Consider the following 18777-nt stretch of genomic DNA (forward strand, 5'->3'; position numbering starts at 1 on the left):
CTGATTGGCTTAATTGAAGATACGGCGTGAATTAAGTGGCGTCTTCCAAAGGCAGGAGGAATGCCTTAACACCTTCGCGGCCCAACTCTTTACGCAGCTGCCTGATGCAGTCAAGTAGCTGTTTAGCCTGCTGATCTTCACAGGCGATATACAAAAGATCGTTCTTCCCCGGCCAGATATCAGTCCCAAAATGCGTGCCGGAACTGCTGCCGCTGCCAAAAACACCGGTTACTTTAGTATAATTCTTCAAGCCGCAGCCCTCCAAGGTTTCCATTACCTCGGCATCTATGGCTTCGTTGTAAATGACCATCACCATTTTCCGGCTCACTTCTTATGGCCTCCATTTCTCCTGATCCTGGCTTCGAATATGGCATACAACGTCGGAACGAACAGCATCGTAACCAGGGTAGACACGGTCAAGCCGCCGATCATCGTGATCCCCAGCGGCTGCCAGGTTTCAGAACCCTCGCCTCTTGATAAAGCCAACGGCATAAGCCCCGCCAGAGTGGTAATGGTGGTCATTAAAACCGGCCTCAAGCGGTCCCTGCCTCCCCGCGTTACCGCCTGAAGCATTGAAAGGCCCCTAGCGCGCAGAATATTTATGTAGCTGATAAGCACTATGGCGTTATTAACCACGATGCCCATAAGCATAATGATGCCTAAAAAGGTGACCACGCTTAATGTCGTCCCGGTCACAAGAAATGCCAGGAATACTCCCGTAAAGGTAAAGGGCACGGCAAACATAACGATGAAAGGGTCTAATAACGACTCAAACTGGGCGGCCATGATCATATACACAAGCACAAGGCCCAGGGCCAAAAGGAACGTTAAGTCACGGAACGCCTTCTTCTGCTCTTCTGCCTCCCCGCCGAAATTCAGCATTATGTCGGCGGGCAGGATCAGCTTCCGCAATTCCTTCTTTACGTCTTCTATGACTTTTCCCGCCGAGCGTTTATAGGTATTGCATTCTACCCTGACTACTCTTTCGCGGTTCTGGCGCTCGATATTGATGGGCCCGGCCGTCTCGTAGACCCTGGCAAAATTAGACAGGCGTATCTGCTTGCCGGTTACCAGAGAGACAAGCGAAAGGTTCTCTATATCTTCTATTTTTGAGCGCGACGACTCCTCCAACCGCACATAAATATCGTATGTCTCGCCCTTCTCGCGGTATTTTGTGGCGGTAGAGCCCTCAATAAATGTCTTAACGCTGCTTGCTACCGTGTTCATATTAAGGCCCAGTGCCGCCGCCTTTTCCCTGTCCACCTCGATCCTCAACTCCGGGCGGCTTATATCCCGCGAGATGCTCGTATCAACAGCTCCGGGGACCTTCTCCATAACCCCTTTTATCTTCGCTGCCAACGCGTTGGTATCTTCAAAAGAGTGGCCGATGATCTCCAGCTGTATCGCCTTCCCGCCTGCCCCGGTGATCATCCTGCCGAGGGGGTTGCCGGTAGAGATATCGACCTTTAACACCCCGGGAATGCGCCAGATCTCCTCCCTGAGCTTCTGTCCGACCTCAAATACCGAACGCCGTCTTTCTGTTTTCGGCACCAGCTTTGCCCCGCAAACCACAACGTGCGGCCCGGAGTCGCCCGCGCCCATTGCCCTGCCGCTGCCCGTGGTAGTGCCGGCCCTGGCATAAAAAAACTTCGCCTCGGGGACGCTCTTTTCCAGAATATCCTCGATCCTGCCGGCTACCTTATCCGTTTCTTCAAACCTCGTGCCCAAAGCAAGCTGAACGGTAATGCGCACGTCGCCGCTGTCCTCTTCGGGGATGAATTCATTGCCTATGAAACGGGTGGAAAACAGGCTCGTTATAAAGGCCGCCAGAAAACCGAAGATCACCAGTTTTTTATGGCCGAGGCACCAGGCAAGGCAGCGGCCGTAAAAATCTTCCCATGACTTGAACAATCTCTCTGAAAAATCATAAAGTTTGGCCAGCGCCCCGCTCTGTTTCCTCAATCTCAGCAGTTTTGAACAAAGCATCGGCGAGAACGTGGCGGCGGTAAAAAGAGAAGCCAGGAGCGTTACGGTCACGATCATGGCCAATTCCCCGAACATGATGCCGACGACGCCGGTGATAAAGAGCATCGGCAAAAATACGACCACTGTGGTAAAGGTAGAGGCGGCAATAGAGAGGAACATTTCGGAAGCGCCGAATATCGCGGCCTCCTGAGGCCTGCGGCCTTTCTCCAAAGAGCGGTAAACGTTGTCCACTACCACGATGGCGTTATCCACCACCATACCGCAGGCGATCGCCAGCGAAGAAAGTCCGATGACGTTTATGGTCTTTCCGCTCAAGAAGAGATAGATAAAGGCGATCAGCAGCGAAAAAGGCAATGTCAAGGCGATGATGAGGCTGCCGAAAAACTGCCGCAGGAAGAACCATACCACCAGTATGACCAGGATAATGGCCAGCCAAAGCGCCGACTTGAGGTTCTGGAGAGAATTGATGATATCCTGCGAAGTATCAAATATGAGGAACATCTTTACGTCGGCGGGAAGCGTCTTTTGGAATTCCTTTAATTTATTCTTTATCCGCGCGGCCACCTCCACCGTATTGGTGCCGGTCTGCTTCTGCACCATCATCATCAGGCCCGGATGCCGGTTGATCCTCACGTTCATCGTTACTTCCTTGAAACTGTCCTCCACTTTGGCGACATCCTTAAGATAAACGGACTTCCCGTCGCGCTTGCCGAGGATGACCAGGTTTATCTCTTCGGGCGAGGCGAACTCGCCGGGAAGGCGCAGGAGATAATCGCTTAATCCCGTCTTTATGCCTCCCATCGGCTGGGTGACATTCTCCTGCTTTAAGGCGTTCTGTATATCAAGCACGGAAAAACCGTAGCCCTCCAGCCGCTGCCTGTTTATCCAGATATTGATCTGCCGCTCCAGGCCGCCAAACAACTGCACGGTGCCCACGCCCGCAAGCTGCCTTAAGCTGTCGCCCACCCTTTTATCAATCAGATCATACAGCCCGGCGTAGCTCTGCTCGGCGGTTATCCCCGTGAATATGATGGGAATATTGGCGGTGTTAAATTTATATATAAAAGGGTTGTCCATCTCATCGGGGATATCCGGAAGGAAGCGCTTTGCCAGGTCAATGCGGTCGCGGATATCATTTGAGGCCTCATCGATGTTGGTCCCCCACTTGAATTTTATGCTGATCAAAGAGAGCCCTTCAAGAGAATTGGAAGTCATCTTTTCCAGGCCGGGGGTAGTAGAGAGCTGGTTCTCCAGCGGCTCGGTAACCTTTATCTCCACGTCTTCGGGGCTGGCTCCGGAATAAGAAGACACCACCGTGATCACCGGCGGCTCGATCTCCGGCATCATATCTATGCCTAACCTTGACATACTGTAAAAGGCAACGACGAGGATCGCCGAAAAGATCATCAAATTTGTTACCGGCCTTTTTACGCCGAACTCAGGAAGCAACATATTTTACTCCGTTTCCACGCTTACCTTAGCGTTCTCGTAGAGCCGCTGCTGGCCCATGATCACCACCAGGTCGCCCGGTTTTATTCCGTCGTCAACGGCATAATAGGGCCCCTGGCGGACGCCTAACTTTACTTTCTTTAACAGAACTTTATTATCTTCTATCACATATATATAGGTATCCGGCTCCTTACCTACAACCGCCTCTTTTAAGATTACCGGCACATTTTTATATTCCTCAATAAACAAATTTACCTTGGCGAACATCCCGGGCTTAAGGAGCTGTCCCTCCTGATTATCTATGGTTATCTCAATGGGCGCGGTCCTGGTCTCCAGGTCAACCATCGGGCTGAACTTGGTCACCTTGCCGCTGAATTCCCTGTCAGGATAGGCGTCTACCTTGATCTTCGCTATCTTCCCCAGTGAGACCCTCGGCAGGTATTTTTCCGGCAGGCCCAGATCAATAAGCATACTGTCCATATTGACCACCAGCGCTACCGGGTCTTGAGGACTTACGTTTGAGCCGATGTCCACGTACACCCTGCCGACAACGCCGTCCAGAGGGCTTTCTACCGGCGCCTTCTCGAACTTCAGGCCGACCTCATCCCTGTCAATGTAGACGATCGCCTCTCCCTTGTTCACCGGGCTGTTATCCTCTTTGACCTTCCGCATTATCTTGCCGCCTACCTTGGGATAGACCAGCACTTCGTCTTCGGCCTTGATGTTGCCCACGTATTCCAGGGACTCAAACAGGTCGCGCAGCTCCACCTTCATTACCTTTACCGGGATGGCCTCTTCAGGCGCTGTCTCGGGCCCTTTCTGCGAGCATCCCGCCAACATTAAAACGCAAAACAGCAAAATAACTAACGGTCTCATCAGATACCCCCTGTTGCCTTGTCAAAACTCGCCTTGGCGATTATGTAGTCGTATATCGCCTGTTTTTTATTAAAGGCGGTTATGTCGTATTTCACGGCGGAATCGTCCACGTCCAGGGCGCTGGCTATGCCCTCTTCATATTTTTCTTCCGCCGTTTCCAGATTATCCTTATATAAGGCCGTATCGGATTCTACCGCCTGGATCTTTGATATCGCGTCCTGTAAAGCAAGATAGGCGTTCCTTAATTCCAGCACGATATCCTTAACGGCCTTTTCTTTGGTCAACTGCGTCTGTTTCAGGCCTATCAGCGCCTGCCCTACCCTGGCCTTTGCCGCCCAGCCGTCAAAGACCGGCCAGGAAAAAGTAAGCCCGATGATGTTGTAGTCCTGCCAGCCCTTTCCTGGACTGAAGGTCAAAGATGCGGTGGAACGGCTATAGTAATCCCAGGAGGCGTAAATCGAAGGCCGGTTATCCGCCTTGGCGATCTCTACCGCGTTTTTATCCGCCTTGAGCTGCGCTTCATACTGCCGTATCTCCGGCCTGGCGGAAATCGCCTTTAATAACGCCAGGTCATAAGCGATCTCTTGCGGTTCATAGCCGAACTCCGCGTCGGGCCTGATCCGGGCTTCCTTCTCTAAATATAGCAGATTTTTCAAAAGCTCCTCCGCTGCCTCCGCCTGATTAAGCGATGCCTCGTACTCCTGCCGGGCGCTGCTTAAAGACGCTTCCATATTAAGTATATCTGATTCTGACGCCTGGCCGTTTTTATAGCGCTCTTTGGCCACGGCCAGATGCACCCTTATGTTCTCCAATATCTTTTGATTTACATAAGCGAATTCATCGGCTAAGGCCAGAGTATAAAATGACTTATTTATATCCAGCGCCAGCTCCAGCTTTTCTTTATCCAATAACGCCTGGGAGACCTCGAATTCGTTCTCTTTTTGTTTTATGGTATTGATCGTCTTGCCGCCTTTGTAGAGGTATTGCTTAAGAGTGGTTTGCGTGGTGGTCTGGGCTATGTCTTTGGCGTAATAACCCCGCGTATCGTTCCATGTGCCGGTAAAACTTAACGCCGGCAGCAGTCCTGAACGCGCCTCAGCGATCTTTAGCTTCGCGTTTTCAACGTCCTGCGCTTTAAGGCGTATATCGCGGTTATCTCTTAAGGCGATGGCCAGCGCTTCATCCAGAGTCAAGACAATGGCCTTGCCCTCAGCGGCTGCCGCGGCCATACAGCGGGCGCTGCCGCAACAGAAGAATGTAAAAATCATATATAATATAATGTAATTGCGCATTTTATTTTTCGCCGGCCTTCAAGTGGCTGTGTATCTTGGTCAGGATCTCAAGGTACTTGTCGCGGTCTGAAACGCTCAGATTGCCGAACGCCTCCATTATCATCCTTCGCCTTGCCTCGTTTATCCTTACAATAACGCCCTTGCCCTTCGGAGTAACGCTGACTTTGACTACGCGCCTGTCGTCGGGCAGGCTCTCGCGCGCGACAAGGCCTTCTCTTACCAGTTTATCTACAAGCCCTGTGGCCCCTGCCATGCTTACGGACAGGTCCTTGGCCAGTTCGCTCATGCGCATTGATTCCTCTTCTTTCAGGATATCAAGTATGATCGCCTGCGCGAAAGAGATATTCGCCGCTGCCAGCCATTTTCTGTGCCTCTTCAGGAACTGGCGCATGACAGCCGGCAGGAGCCGGCAGACACCGTGGGAAAATTGGACGAGATCGTTGTCAGACATATTTAATCTACCTGATATTTAGGTTACTTAAATATTCACTAGATGAAGTATAATATATCTTTGCCATCCTGTCAAGAAAAAATAAGGAGTTATTGAGCGGCCAGGCGCGTGAGGAATTTTATCTCGGCGTCAAGCAGCTGCTGGTTATGCTCTATGATAGTAATAAGATTAGGGGGGGCGTCGGGGGCGAGGGTGTTTTTAAGTTTCTGGAGCCCTCTTTCCAGGCGCTCCAGAAGTTTCAGGCGTATCTTTAAATAGCGCCGCCTTGGCTGCGGCGGTATATGGTTCAGGAAATACAGCGACAGGTCAATGCTGAAATACGGCCTTTCGATCCTTAAGATGTTCTCCAGGAGCAGCCTGCTGAACTCCTCCCTGCCCCTGGAGGTGATCTTGTAGGTCTGCCTTGCCGGCCGCCTGCCTGCCTTGGTCAGGGCCTGCGTGACCAGGCCCCGGGACAGCATCTTTCGCAGAGGATAATATATGGAATCCGTGTCAAACCCCGCGAAAGTGGAAGAAACCTCCCGCATTATCTTCTTTAATTGATAGCCGTGTTTAGGGCCGTCGCTAAGAAGACCTAAGAAAAGCAATTCCTGTTCTTTCATTGCTGAAATACGCCGATTTTTCTGAATTTATTGTAGCGCTTCTCCAGCAGTTCATCTATGGGGACTGCCTTGCATTCTTTTATATTGCGAAGCACCGCTTCCTTCAGGGCCCGCGCCATCTTTTCCGGCTCGCGGTGGGCGCCGCCTAACGGCTCCGGCACAATTTCATCTATGATGCCGCGCTGCTTAAGGTCTGCCGCGGTCAGCTTCAGCGCCTCGCAGGCATCCTGCGCGCGGCTTCCGCTTTTCCAGAGTATCGCGGCGCAGCCTTCAGGCGAGATCACCGAATAATAGGCGTTTTCCAGCACGCCGATCCTGTCGGCAACGCCTATGCCTAAGGCGCCGCCTGAGCCGCCCTCCCCTATCACAAAGGCAACTATTGGCGTGGCGATCAGCGACATCTCCATCATATTAAGGGCTATTGCCTGCGCCTGGCCGCGCTCTTCAGCCCCTATGCCCGGATACGCGCCCGGCGTATCAATAAATATCACGATGGGGATCTTGAATTTTTCCGCCAGTTTCATAAGGCGGAGCGCCTTGCGGTAGCCCTCCGGATGCGCGCAGCCGAAGTTGCGCACCAGGTTCTCCTTTGTATCGCGCCCCTTCTGATGGCCTATGACCATGACCTTTTCGCCGTCTATCCTTGCCAGTCCGCCTACCATCGCCTTATCATCCGCGAATGAGCGCTCTCCGTGCAGCTGGACAAAATCCGACATGATCGCGTTTATGTAATCAAGGGTATAGGGCCTCTGGGGATGGCGGGCAAGCTGCACTCTCTGCCAGGCGGTAAGGTTGGAATAGACCTCCTTCCTGAGTTGCTGCAGCCGGGTTTCCAGCCGTTTGATCTCGCTGGACAGGTCTATCTTCTTCTCGTCTGTAAATGAGACCAGTTCCTTGATCTTTCTTTCCAGCTCTAAAATGGGCTTCTCAAAATCAAGTCCGCTCATTTCTCTAATCTATGATGGTGACTTCCGTGCTCACGGGCACAATAGTGTAGAGTTCCTCTACTTCCTGATTGGCCATACGCACGCAGCCCTGGGTGACCTGCTTGCCCAGGTTCTGCGGCTCGGTTGTGCCGTGTATGCCGTAACCGGCTAAATTAAAACCCAGCCAGCGGCTGCCTAAGATGTTCTCGGCGCTTTCAGGAGGGACGACCGCGCCTGCCTTAAACCAGGTAGGATTCATAAGCTTATTCACTATCTTGAAGGTGCCTACCGGGGTAGAGTTGTCCTTTCCGGTAGAGACAACATAGGTCTTTATTATTTCGTCTTTTATCTTCAGCATTAAGACGTTCTGGGACTTGTCCACAAGGATGTTGAACGGCACATTTATGACTTTAAGCTTCTTCCCCGGGACGATCATGTCTCCCGTGATCCCGTTCATCTTCTTCAGCAGTTCAACCGTGGTATTGTAGCCGGCGGCTATCTTCGTCAAGCTGTCCCCGGGTTTTACCTCGTACATAACGCTGTAGGGGCCGGGCTGATTAGAAAAAAGCAGCTGCGTATTTATCGCTTCAACCTTCTTCTGCCAGGCGGATACCTCTTTTGAAGCGGGGTAATCGTTTATAAGCCGAGCGTAAACCGTCTTTGCCTCAAGCAGAGCGCCTTTTTCCTCCATGCCCTTGGCGCTGCTTATGAGCTGATTGAGGGAATCAGCGGCCTGCCGGGATTTATTGGCGCTGCCCAGCCCGCGCATTAAAAAAACGCCTGCGATCAAAGCCAGAATGACCGCCGCCGCCATAAATACTATTTGCTTTTTCATATCTCTCCTTATCTGAATGCCAGCGCAGTTAATATGCCTATTATGGAGCCGATGATCACCTGCAGGGGCGTATGGCCGATCAGTTCCCAGAGGCGCTTCTCCTGGATCCTGCCCTTCCAGTATATATCCTCCATTACCTTATTCAGGATCTCTGCCTGCTTTCCTGCCGAACGCCTCACCCCTTGCGCGTCAAACATGGTTACAAAGGCAAAAACCGCTGCCAGCGCGAAAAGCCCTGATTCAAACCCATATTCTATGCCTGTGATCACTGCCAGGGCAGACGCGCCTGAGGCATGGCTTGAGGGCATGCCGCCGGTGCCTACGAACCAGCGGAAATTGAATCTTTTCTCCCTGATTATACCCAGAGCAACCTTGGTCAGCTGGGCAACCACCCAGGCAATAATAGTGACCCTGAGCAGATTATTCTGCAAAAAACCCTGAAAGAATCCCGGCATAGTATCTAATTATAATAAATTTTTAAGTTTTTTGCAAGAATTTCCCTCACTTTTACGTCTTATATAGTAGAAGGAGGTGATAACGATGAATAGCCAGGATATTCAAGTAAAGCGGCTGCATAAGCTGGATAAGGCAGAGGGCAAGCTAAAGGGCTTTGTGGACATTGCCGTGCAAGGGGCGCTGCTGATCAAGGGGCTGCGCATTATGGACGGCAGGAACGGGCTGTTCGTGGGCATGCCCTGCGAGCAGGGCAAGAACGGCCAATGGTATCCCACTGTGCTGCCTTTAAACAAGGAGGTCAAGCAGCAGATCAACGAATTGATATTGCAGGCGTATGAGGAACAGGTATAGGCAGGACCTGGGCAGAAAAGGCGAGGATATCGCCGAAGGGTTTCTGCGCCGCAGGGGCTGCAAAATAATTGTCCGGAATTTTTCCTGCAGATCAGGAGAAATAGATATTATTGCCGGCCAGGGGAACACCACGGTATTTATAGAGGTCAAAACCAGGTGCTCCGATGAGTTCGGGCTTCCCGAGGAATCGCTGACTCCGGACAAGATAAGCCGCCTGCGGCGCTCTGCCCAGTTCTATATAAAAAACCACGCGGACCCTGAAGGCAATTTCAGGTTTGACGTTATCTCAATCACTTTAAGAGATAACTATGAGATCAGGCTGATCGAAGACGCATTTTAAAGGAGGGTGGTATGTTAGCCAAGGTGATTTCCAGCACGGTCGTAGGGATAGAAGCGGAAGAGGTCGTTGTTGAGGTTGATGTTTCCGGCGGGCTGCCGGGTTTTTCCATTGTAGGGCTGCCTGATACGGCTGTGAAGGAGAGCATCAACAGGGTCAAGGCGGCGATCAAGAACTGCGGGTTTGAATTCCCCGGAAGAAAAATAACGGTCAACCTCGCTCCGGGAGATATCAAAAAACACGGCCCCAGCTTTGACCTGCCCATTGCCCTGGGGATCATGACCGCTACCGGGCAGATCCATCCCGACTCTTTTCACGGCAAGGTGATCTGCGGCGAGCTGTCTTTAGACGGCAAGCTGCGGCCCATTGCCGGATCGCTCGCTCTTGCCTTGGCGTTTAAGAATAAGCGCTTGAGCAACCTGTTACTGCCGCAAGACAACAGCGCTGAAGCGGCAATAGCGCGGGGAATAGAAGTCCTGCCGCTGGTTGACCTCAGGCAGGCCGTGGGCTTCCTGAGAAAGGAAGTAGAGATACTGCCTCAAAAAGTGGACCTGCGCCGGATATGGAAAGACAGCGGCCACTGTCATTTGGATATGAGCGACGTTAAAGGCCAGACATACATTAAGAGAGCGCTTGAGATCGCCGCCTGCGGCAGGCACAACATTCTGATGATGGGCCCGGCAGGCAGCGGAAAGTCAATGCTGGCAAAACGCCTGCCCACGATCATGCCGGAAATGACTTTGGAAGAGGCGCTTGAGGCCACAAAGATCCATTCGGTAAGCGGCCTTTTGACCAACAAGGCGCCGATCGTAACTGAAAGGCCTTTTCGCGCGCCTCATCACACCATATCCGACGTGGCGCTGGTAGGCGGCGGCTCCATACCGCAGCCGGGAGAAATAAGCATGGCGCATAACGGCGTGTTGTTCTTGGATGAGCTGCCTGAATTCCACAGGGACGCGCTGGAGGCGCTAAGGCAGCCGCTTGAGGACGGCGTGATCAGGATCGCGCGGGTAAATAAATATATAGAGTTACCCTGCAATTTTATGCTGGTCTGCGCCATGAACCCCTGCCCCTGCGGACGGCTTGGCCAAAAAAGGCATCCCTGCAGCTGCTCAACCACTCAGGTATACCGCTACCGTTCCAAGATCTCCTCTCCGCTATTGGACAGGATAGATATCCATATAGACGTGAAACCGCTGAAATACCCCGACCTGAAAAATAACGAGCCGTGCGAAAGCTCAAAGGATATAAAAATGAGGGTGAAACGCGCGCACAAGACCCAAAAGGCGCGCTTCAGGCGCGAAGGCATACTTTTCAATTCCGCCATGTCGTCAAGGCAGATCAAAAAATACTGTATTCTTGATGAAAATGCCGCCAATCTGCTGAGGGCGGCGATGGAAAAATACGAGATTTCAGCGCGCGGCTATGACAAGATACTGAAGGTAGCCAGGACGATCGCGGACGCGTCCCAAAGCGGCGAAATAAGGGCGGAGCATCTTTCAGAGGCAATTCAATATAGAAGCTTAGATAGGGATGTCTTTGTCTAAAAGAAAACTGAACTGGTGCCAATTTGGCACCAGTTTTAGAAACAGTTTCTCTCCCGATTAGGAAACTGTTTTAAAACTACACAGGAAACTGCTTTAAGGAAATCAGAAAAGGAGAAATCGATGTCGAAAACGCGAGTATTAATAGAAAATGCGTGTTATCATCTTTTTGTAAGAGGCAACCACAAACAAAATGTCTTTAGAGAATTGAGCGATTATAGATTCTATCTTCTCCAACTTAGGAGATATAAAAGAAAACATTCATTTTTATTATACGGTTATTGTTTGATGCCTAACCATATCCACCTAATTGGTCAACCCAAAGATTCCAAAAAGCTTTCCAAATTTATGCAGGGATTACATCGCTCTTATACTGCTTATTATAATAAAAAATACAATAAAGTAGGACATCTATGGCAAAACCGATTCAAAAGTAAAGCAATAAATAAAGATGAATATCTAATAGATTGCATTGCTTATATAGAACAGAATCCAGTAAGGGCAAATATGGTCAGTAGCCCAAAGGAATATACATTTAGCAGCTATTTAGAAAGAGAATGTAATATTGATGAAGATTTGGATATTAATCTATTGGATAATCTTCTAATCTAAAACAAATATACCCTCAATACCCACTTTGCTATTCAGCTTCGAAACAGTTTCCTATTAAGAAGTGAAACAGTTTCTTAATTTTAATTGGCCGCAGGAGGCAAGGATGTCCTCTCCCCGCTGCTTGCGTAAAGTAACGGGTATCCCCTGTTTTAAGAGATGATTCTTAAATAAAAGGATTTCCTTCGCAGGGGGCGGCTCTATGTTCAATTCCTTGATGTGATTGGCAGGTATCAGATTGACTTTGGATAATCTTATTGTCTTTAAAAGCGCGCTCAACTTTTTGGCGTTCTCCAAAGCGGAATTCAGGCCTTTGATCAAGATATATTCAAATGTAACCTGGCGCTTTGTTTCTTCCGCGTAGCGGCGGCAGGCAGAAATGAGTTCTGGCAGAGGGTATTTTTTATTTACAGGCATCAGGCGCGTTCTTAAGGCGCTGTCCGCGGCGTGCAGGGATACGGACAGCTCGATCTGCAGGCCCTCGCCTGCTAATCTTTTGATACCCGGGATGATCCCGCTGGTAGAAATGGTAATGCGCCTTGCCCCGATATTCAGCCCTTCGGGAGAATTTATAACCCTGATCGCCTTTAAGACATTATCGTAGTTATCCAGCGGCTCTCCGATACCCATAAACACAATATGCGTAACCTTCTTTGCCGCGGAATAGGCCTTGAGGCAAAGTACCTCTTCAATGATCTCAGCGCAGGTCAAATTCCTTTTAAAGCCTGCCAGGCCGCTGGCGCAGAAAGCGCAGGCGAATGGACAGCCGACTTGAGAAGAAACGCAGCCCGTGACCCTTTTGCCCGCGGGGATACTTACCGCCTCAATGATATTCCTGTCCCGCAATTCAAAAAGGAATTTTTCTGTTCCATCGCGGGACTCAAACTGCCGCGGCAGGCGCGAAGCGGAAAGCGTGAAATTATCCTTTAGCCGGTTTCTTAAATCCAAAGGCAGATCGCTCATCCGGCTGAAATCAGGAGCGCCCTTCTTGTAGAGCCAGGAAAATACCTGGCGGCTATGGAAGGCGCCATAGCCCCATTTTTTAAAAACTTCCCCTAATTCAGCCAGGGTTAAATTCTTTATGTCGTCCATAGGGTATTAAGGGAGGCGCGCCGATATTGCTTTGCTGTCTGTAACAAACAGGTGCTCTTTGTAGCGGCAGAGGATGGTTAAACCGCGCCTTAGGCCTTCCGGGATCTTCCGGAACTCCGCGTCCGGCAGATAGATGAAACGCGCCTTTAGCGAAGGGGCGCTCAAGGCCTGCTCTAAAGACGGCGCATCTTTGAAATACCTGTAATTATCCGTCGACAGGTAAAAAAACGCGGAGCCCCTGTCTACCCTGCATATCATCAATTCGTGATCGCCGGCTTGTTTTAAAGCGGCATTGATCGCCGGCGCCATCTTAAACACCTCTTCAAAACGCGGCTTGTAAAGTTTAAGCGGCAGGCATAACATAAGCAGGGTCATGGCTATGATTATATATTTTACCGCTTTGGCAAATTTAAATTTGGCCCCCTCGCTTAATAACCTGTTGAGGGAAAGCCCGGCAAGCAGGGCAGAGGCCGGATACATAGGCAGGATAAAATAGTGCAGTTTCTGGGCGCCGAAAGAAAAGACAAAAGGGAAAAATACCGCCCATATTACCGGTATAAGCCAGCCGTTGTTACCCCCTTTAAACTCCTCCTTTATCGCCAGATACCCGCCGTGTAAGGCAAACGGCAGAAAATACCAGTATTTATCCAGCAATGCCCTTATATAATAATACCAGGGAACATCAAACCTGTCCGCGAAACTGGGTGAAAAGGCGACGTGTTTAAAATTCCAGGCATACCATTTCTCAAACAGCGTGCTGCCGTAGAGTTTATGCTCCAGAAAGATCCAACCCAGCACCGGGACAACCGCGATAAGGCAGCCGGCTAAAAATAAAGGGTGGAACAGCTCTTTAAATCTGAACCTGATTAACAAATATAGAACCGCTATCACAAGAGGCGCCGTGCCTACAATATCCTTGGAGAATATGGCGAGGCAGCTTGCCAGGCCGAACAACAGGTAATAACCGCGCCTGCCTTTCTGCGCCAGATAAAACGCGAACATGGCAAGCGCTATGAAAAACGTGACCGGCAGATCCATACGGCATTGCCGGCTCAGCCGCGCGACATGATTGGTCAAAAGAAAGCTCCATGCCGCGAAAAAACCTACCCAGATATTCTTAAGCCGCCTGCCGAAATAGAATATCAGGACAGCGGCAAAAAGCGCGCTCGCCATTGAGAGCAGCTTGGCGGTAAAGAGCCCTGTTCCGAAGAATTTAAAAAGCAGGGCGGTCAGCCAGATCACAAGGGGGAAGTGATAATAAAACTGTCCGTCGTAACTTGGATCGTAGATATTAAGCCACTGCCCCGTAGCCGCGACATGCCTGGCTGTAGCCGCGTACATGTAGGAATCGCCGTCCAATGTAGCTGTATTCCAGGAAAAGGCGAATATCATCATCAGGGCCATGCAGATGATGTAAGCGAGAAGAAAGGCGTGGTTATTTTTTACCGGCATATCGGCTTTATTATATTCATTTCCCTTCCGGAATTCAATAACAACTTGAGTATTGATGTATTTAATATATAATATTAGAAAATGGCACCCATAAACAAAAAAATAACCGTATTTTCCTGGGCGCTGTATGATTTTGCCAATACGATATTCTCAATGAATATCGTATCGCTGTATTTTGCCCTGTGGGTAACGGTCACAAAAGGCGCGCAGGATATCACCTACAGCATCGCCCTTTCCCTGTCAATGCTTATCGCCGCGTTCCTTGAGCCCCTTCTGGGGACCATCTCCGATATCCGCCAGAATAAAATGCGGCTGCTTATGGGATTCACAGCCGCCTGCTGCGTATTTACGGTATTTATGGGGTTCTCCGGCGGGTTGTATACGGGGCTGATTTTTTTCATCGCGGCAAACGCGGCATACCAGATAGCATCTATATTCTATAACGCGATGTTATCCCATATTGCCGAAAAAAGCGACGTGGGAAGGGTCTCAGGCATGGGGGTCAGCCTCGGGTATGTGGGCACGCTTGTCGGGCTTTTCACCATAAAGCCGTTCGTGCTAAAAAGCGGCTATCAAGCCGCCTTTATACCTACGGCGCTGCTTTTCTTCGCCTTCTCCCTGCCCTGCTTTATTTTCGTGAAGGAAACAAAACTCGCGAAAGGCACATTTGAGCTCCCCAGCGTCAAGAACGCCTTCTTAAGGATCAAACGGACGTTTACGGAAAACACGGAATTACAGGGGGTAAAGTATTTTCTTATCGCCGCCTTCCTGTTTATGAATGCCGTAAACACCGTGATAATCTTTATGTCGGTATACATAAAAAAAGTCGTCGGCTTCAGCGATTCGGAGATCGTCACCTTCTACGTCATCTCTACATCCTTCACCATAATAAGCTCTTTTCTTTACGGCTTTGTAACCGACAGGGTAGGGCCGTACAAGGCGCTGGGATGGGTTTTAAAGACCTGGTGCGTAGGCATGGCGCTTGTAATGCTCAACTTCAGCAAGACGCTGTTCTGGTTTATAGGCCCCATAGCGGGCGCGGCGCTGGGAGCGACCTGGGTTTCTTCGCGCGCGCTGGCAATACACCTGGCCCCCAAAGAAAAAATGGGAGAGATATTCGGGATGTTCGGCCTGACCGGCAAGGCCTCCAGCATAATCGGGCCGCTATTATGGGGGCTGGCCATCCTTGTATTTACGCCGCTTGGGCTGTGGCGCTACAGGATAGCGATCCTAACCCAGCTTCTCCTGGTGATATTAAGCATGCGCTTCTTCAAAAAAATCAATGGAATATAAAACACTGCCGCAAATATTCAAAGAGACCGCGTCAAAATTCCGGGGAAACGTCGCCATCCAGGACAAAGACGGCGGAAAATTAAAGGCCTATACCTTCGGAGAGATCAGGGATTCAGCCGGAAAAATAGGCGATTTTCTTCTCCATAGCGGAATATGCAAAAATAACGTGTCCCTGATCTGCCCTAACGGCGCGCAGTGGGTAGCGGCGTATTTCGGTATCCTGGAATCCGGTTCGACCGTTGTCCCCATAGATTACACTCTCACGGCGGAAGAGATCGCCAATATCATATCGGATTCGCAAAGCAAGGCGCTGTTCTGCTCAAAAGAAGTCCTGCGTAAAATTGAGAGCGCCCTGGGCAAGCTGCCCCACGTCAAGCTCGTGGTCCTGACCAACGCCCAAGCGCAAAAAGAAGGCATGGCGGGGCTGCGCCAGATAGAAGAACAGGATATCCCCCGTCAAGATATACGGCCGGAAATAAACATAGACGCTGTCGCCTCGCTGCTTTACACATCCGGCACGACTGCCAGGCCGAAAGGCGTGATGTTGACGCATAAGAACCTGTGCGCGAATTTCCAGAGTTTAAACGAACTTAAGATATGTTCTTCTAAAGACAATGTGCTCTCCATACTCCCCCTGCACCATGCCTACGCCTTTACCGTCACGCTGCTTCTGCCCTTGTTTTCCGGAGCGCGCATAACTTATATACACTCTTTAAGGACAGACGCCATACTCTCTATAATGAAAGAAACAAAAGTCACGATGCTGGTAGCGGTCCCGGAAATGTTAAATGCCATCCTGAATTCCATAGAGGATAACATAAAGCGCCTGGTCCTGCCCTTAAGAATCGGGGTAGCCCTGGCAAGAAAATCCTGCCTGATCATTTATAACGCCAGCGGCCTTAACTGCGCGAAGGCATTATTCGCGAATATACACTCACGCTTCGGAGGGCATTTAAGGTTCCTGGTAAGCGGAGGCGCCCGGCTTGAACCCAGGGTATCTCTCGGGCTTATGAGCTTTGGGTTCACTATTTTTGAGGGCTACGGCCTCACCGAAACCTCGCCGGTGGTCGCGCTGGCTAAAAAGGAAATAAAGAAAGCGGCGGCTGTGGGCAGGGCGATAAACGGCGTGAACATCAGGATAGAAAGCGACAACAAGGGCTCTACCGGAGAGATACTGATCTACGGAGACAATGTGATGAAGGGTTACTACCGGCGGGATGAAGACACATCCGCGGTAATAAAAAACGGCTGGTTCTATTCCGGCGACCTGGGGTTCATTGATGTTGACGGATACCTCTACATAACCGGCAGGGCAAAAGACGTGATAGTTTTGAGTTCCGGAAAGAATATTTATCCCGAAGAAATAGAAGAACACTATAAGAAGAGCCCGTTCATCAAAGACATATGCGTCATTGATATAACGCAAGGCGGCGTTATAGGGCTCTACGCGGTGATCGCCCCGGATTATGACCACTTCAAGAAGGCGCGGGAGATCAACATAGCGCATAAGATAAAATGGGAGGTGGAAAACCTCGCCAAAAACGCCCCCTCATTCCGCCGCCTGCTGGGCTTTACTATCGCCAAGGAAGACCTGCCCAAGACCGCCCTGGGAAAAGTCAAACGCTACGAAGTCCGGTCAAAATATAAGGACGCGGTCCTGCAGAAAACAAGCGCTGAAGGGACAAATGACGAGCTGCCGCCGGACAAAGAAATACTCAAAGATGAAATGGCGCTGGATATCCTGGGTTGCCTCAAAAAGGAATTCAAAAAGGGCGTGGCCCTTGGCGATCATCTGGAGCTGGATCTGGGCGTGGACTCGCTTATGCGGGTAAACCTGGCGGCCTGCCTGGAAAAGACGCTCAACCGCAATATACCCGACGAGGCAATGTCTTCCGCCTATACTGTCAGGGAACTTATAGAAAACATCAAAGGCCTCTCTACCGCGGAAGCCCCTGGCCGGGCGCCTGAGGCAGCGGATTGGGGAAAAATACTGCGGGCTGATCCGGGCAAAGAGATAATGGAGAAGATCCGCACGCGCGCCAACCTCCTGGAAAAGGGGTTGATATTTTCAGGGACGTTTTTCATAAAGCTGCTCTGCGGCAGCCTGTTTTTGCTTAAATCCCGCGGCAGGCAGAACCTCCCTTCCAGGGCACCCTATATCATCTGCCCAAACCACACCAGTTTCCTCGACGGCCTTCTCATCAAGGCGTCCCTGCCGTATTCCCTGGCGGGAAAGATATTCTTTCTCGGGTTCGATTTCAAGTTCTACCGGCTGGCACTGGTGCGCCCCATTATCAAATTGGCCGGCATAATACCGCTGGCCCCTTCGGAAAATCTGGTTGAGGCGATGCAGGCCTGCGCCTTTCTGCTTAAACAGGGTAAGATTCTCTGTATCTTTCCTGAAGGCTCGCGCGGCATAGAAGAAAGGCCCCAGGAATTCAAAAAGGGTGTTGGTATACTGACGCGGGAACTGAATGTTCCTGCTGTTCCCACCTATATTAAGGGCGCTCTTGCTGCCTGGCCAAGGACGCAAAGATTCCCCAAGCCCCACCCTACCAAAGTGACCTTCGGCAAAGCGGTCTATTCTGAAGAAATTAAAGAACCTCGGGATAACAGCGCCTATGAGGCGATCGCTAAGACGCTGCGCGATAGAGTGGAAGGGTTGCTTAAAACTTGATCAGATCAAGAGTTTCCGAGCGGGTCTTCTGATTTTCCTTAAATATCCCCCTGACAGCGGAAGTCACTGTAAGCGTGCCGGGCTTGCGTATGCCGCGCATTGACATGCAAAGATGTTCTGCCTCGATCACGACCATCACCCCCAGCGGCTTAAGCTTGCCCATTATCATATCGGCGATCTGGGTAGTCAGCCGTTCCTGCACCTGAGGCCGTTTAGACAGCATATCCACGACGCGCGCTAATTTGCTCAGGCCCGTGACCCTGCCTCCTTTCGGGATGTAAGCGATATGAGCCCTGCCGAAGAAGGGCAGCAGGTGGTGCTCGCACACGGAATAAAGCGGTATGCCCTTAAGCAGGACTATCTCGTTGTGCTTCTGGTCCAGTATTACCTCAAGCTCTTTTCTGGGGTCATCTTTAAATCCGGAAAATATTTCTTCATACATCTCTGCCACGCGCCTGGGCGTATCCTTTAAGTCCTTTCTCTCGGGATCTTCGCCTATGGCCTCGAGGATCATCCTTACAGCTTTCTCGATTTTCTTCAAATCCATAT

At 50.6% G+C, this 18777-nt stretch carries 18 protein-coding genes; 6 read left to right on the forward strand and 12 right to left on the reverse strand.

The features are described from left to right. Positions 1 to 31: 31 nt before the first annotated feature. The 9 genes from PHR44_00345 to PHR44_00385 form a co-directional block, all read right to left on the reverse strand. Positions 32 to 328: a hypothetical protein gene (locus PHR44_00345; protein MDD4909123.1), complete on the reverse strand. Its 297-nt coding sequence runs from the start codon at positions 326 to 328 to the stop codon at positions 32 to 34. Continuing rightward, on the reverse strand, positions 325 to 3438 hold the full coding sequence (locus PHR44_00350) for an efflux RND transporter permease subunit (GenBank protein MDD4909124.1): 3114 nt from the start codon (positions 3436 to 3438) through the stop codon (positions 325 to 327). The genes PHR44_00345 and PHR44_00350 overlap by 4 nt, the downstream gene beginning before the upstream one ends. Positions 3439 to 3441: 3 nt before the next feature. Further along, a complete protein-coding gene (locus PHR44_00355; protein ID MDD4909125.1) occupies positions 3442 to 4311 on the reverse strand; it encodes an efflux RND transporter periplasmic adaptor subunit in 870 nt (289 codons plus the stop codon). After that, complete coding sequence (locus PHR44_00360) at positions 4311 to 5603, reverse strand: TolC family protein (GenBank protein ID MDD4909126.1); 1293 nt, start codon at positions 5601 to 5603, stop codon at positions 4311 to 4313. Before PHR44_00360 ends, PHR44_00355 begins: the two co-directional genes overlap by 1 nt. A 1-nt stretch (position 5604) precedes the next feature. Then, positions 5605 to 6054 (reverse strand): MarR family transcriptional regulator, encoded by a 450-nt coding sequence (locus PHR44_00365; GenBank protein ID MDD4909127.1) that lies wholly within the window; start codon positions 6052 to 6054, stop codon positions 5605 to 5607. Positions 6055 to 6143: 89 nt separating this feature from the next. Further along, entirely contained in the window at positions 6144 to 6656 is a 513-nt protein-coding gene (locus tag PHR44_00370) for a PadR family transcriptional regulator (protein MDD4909128.1), read from the reverse strand. Continuing rightward, positions 6653 to 7603: an acetyl-CoA carboxylase carboxyltransferase subunit alpha gene (locus PHR44_00375; GenBank protein ID MDD4909129.1), complete on the reverse strand. Its 951-nt coding sequence runs from the start codon at positions 7601 to 7603 to the stop codon at positions 6653 to 6655. Before PHR44_00375 ends, PHR44_00370 begins: the two co-directional genes overlap by 4 nt. A gap of 4 nt (positions 7604 to 7607) precedes the next feature. Next, positions 7608 to 8417 carry a L,D-transpeptidase family protein gene (locus tag PHR44_00380; GenBank protein ID MDD4909130.1) on the reverse strand — a complete coding sequence of 270 codons (810 nt, stop codon included), beginning with the start codon at positions 8415 to 8417 and terminating at the stop codon, positions 7608 to 7610. A gap of 8 nt (positions 8418 to 8425) precedes the next feature. Beyond that, positions 8426 to 8872 (reverse strand): divergent PAP2 family protein, encoded by a 447-nt coding sequence (locus PHR44_00385; GenBank protein MDD4909131.1) that lies wholly within the window; start codon positions 8870 to 8872, stop codon positions 8426 to 8428. A gap of 85 nt (positions 8873 to 8957) precedes the next feature. Here PHR44_00385 and PHR44_00390 point away from each other — a divergent pair, with 85 nt between their 5' ends. The 4 genes from PHR44_00390 (at position 8958) to PHR44_00405 (ending at position 11717) form a co-directional block, all read left to right on the forward strand. Then, a complete protein-coding gene (locus PHR44_00390; GenBank protein MDD4909132.1) occupies positions 8958 to 9224 on the forward strand; it encodes a SpoVG family protein in 267 nt (88 codons plus the stop codon). Then, positions 9208 to 9564, forward strand: a complete 357-nt coding sequence (locus tag PHR44_00395) for a YraN family protein (protein ID MDD4909133.1) — start codon at positions 9208 to 9210, stop codon at positions 9562 to 9564. Before PHR44_00390 ends, PHR44_00395 begins: the two co-directional genes overlap by 17 nt. A gap of 11 nt (positions 9565 to 9575) precedes the next feature. Further along, positions 9576 to 11108: a YifB family Mg chelatase-like AAA ATPase gene (locus tag PHR44_00400; protein ID MDD4909134.1), complete on the forward strand. Its 1533-nt coding sequence runs from the start codon at positions 9576 to 9578 to the stop codon at positions 11106 to 11108. Between the two features lie 120 nt (positions 11109 to 11228). Continuing rightward, a complete protein-coding gene (locus PHR44_00405) occupies positions 11229 to 11717 on the forward strand; it encodes a transposase (GenBank protein MDD4909135.1) in 489 nt (162 codons plus the stop codon). Between the two features lie 54 nt (positions 11718 to 11771). Here the strand turns inward: PHR44_00405 and rlmN are convergent, their stop codons facing one another. Both rlmN and PHR44_00415 read right to left on the reverse strand, forming a co-directional pair. Continuing rightward, entirely contained in the window at positions 11772 to 12806 is a 1035-nt protein-coding gene (rlmN, locus tag PHR44_00410; GenBank protein MDD4909136.1) for a 23S rRNA (adenine(2503)-C(2))-methyltransferase RlmN, read from the reverse strand. Positions 12807 to 12812: 6 nt separating this feature from the next. After that, positions 12813 to 14258, reverse strand: a complete 1446-nt coding sequence (locus tag PHR44_00415) for a glycosyltransferase family 39 protein (protein ID MDD4909137.1) — start codon at positions 14256 to 14258, stop codon at positions 12813 to 12815. An 81-nt stretch (positions 14259 to 14339) separates the two neighbouring features. Between PHR44_00415 and PHR44_00420 the strand changes: the two genes are divergently transcribed. Then, positions 14340 to 15551: an MFS transporter gene (locus PHR44_00420; protein ID MDD4909138.1), complete on the forward strand. Its 1212-nt coding sequence runs from the start codon at positions 14340 to 14342 to the stop codon at positions 15549 to 15551. Then, the gene (locus PHR44_00425; protein ID MDD4909139.1) at positions 15541 to 18228 is read left to right on the forward strand and encodes an AMP-binding protein; all 2688 of its coding nucleotides are present in this window, start codon (positions 15541 to 15543) and stop codon (positions 18226 to 18228) included. Before PHR44_00420 ends, PHR44_00425 begins: the two co-directional genes overlap by 11 nt. On the opposite strand, the gene folE is transcribed toward PHR44_00425, so the two are convergent. Beyond that, positions 18218 to 18775, reverse strand: a complete 558-nt coding sequence (gene folE / locus PHR44_00430) for a GTP cyclohydrolase I FolE (protein MDD4909140.1) — start codon at positions 18773 to 18775, stop codon at positions 18218 to 18220. The two genes, PHR44_00425 and folE, sit on opposite strands and share 11 nt — an antisense overlap. Positions 18776 to 18777 lie beyond the last annotated feature (2 nt).

Source organism: Candidatus Omnitrophota bacterium, from assembly GCA_028707125.1.
Classification (GTDB): domain Bacteria; phylum Omnitrophota; class Gorgyraeia; order Gygaellales; family JAQTUX01; genus JAQTUX01.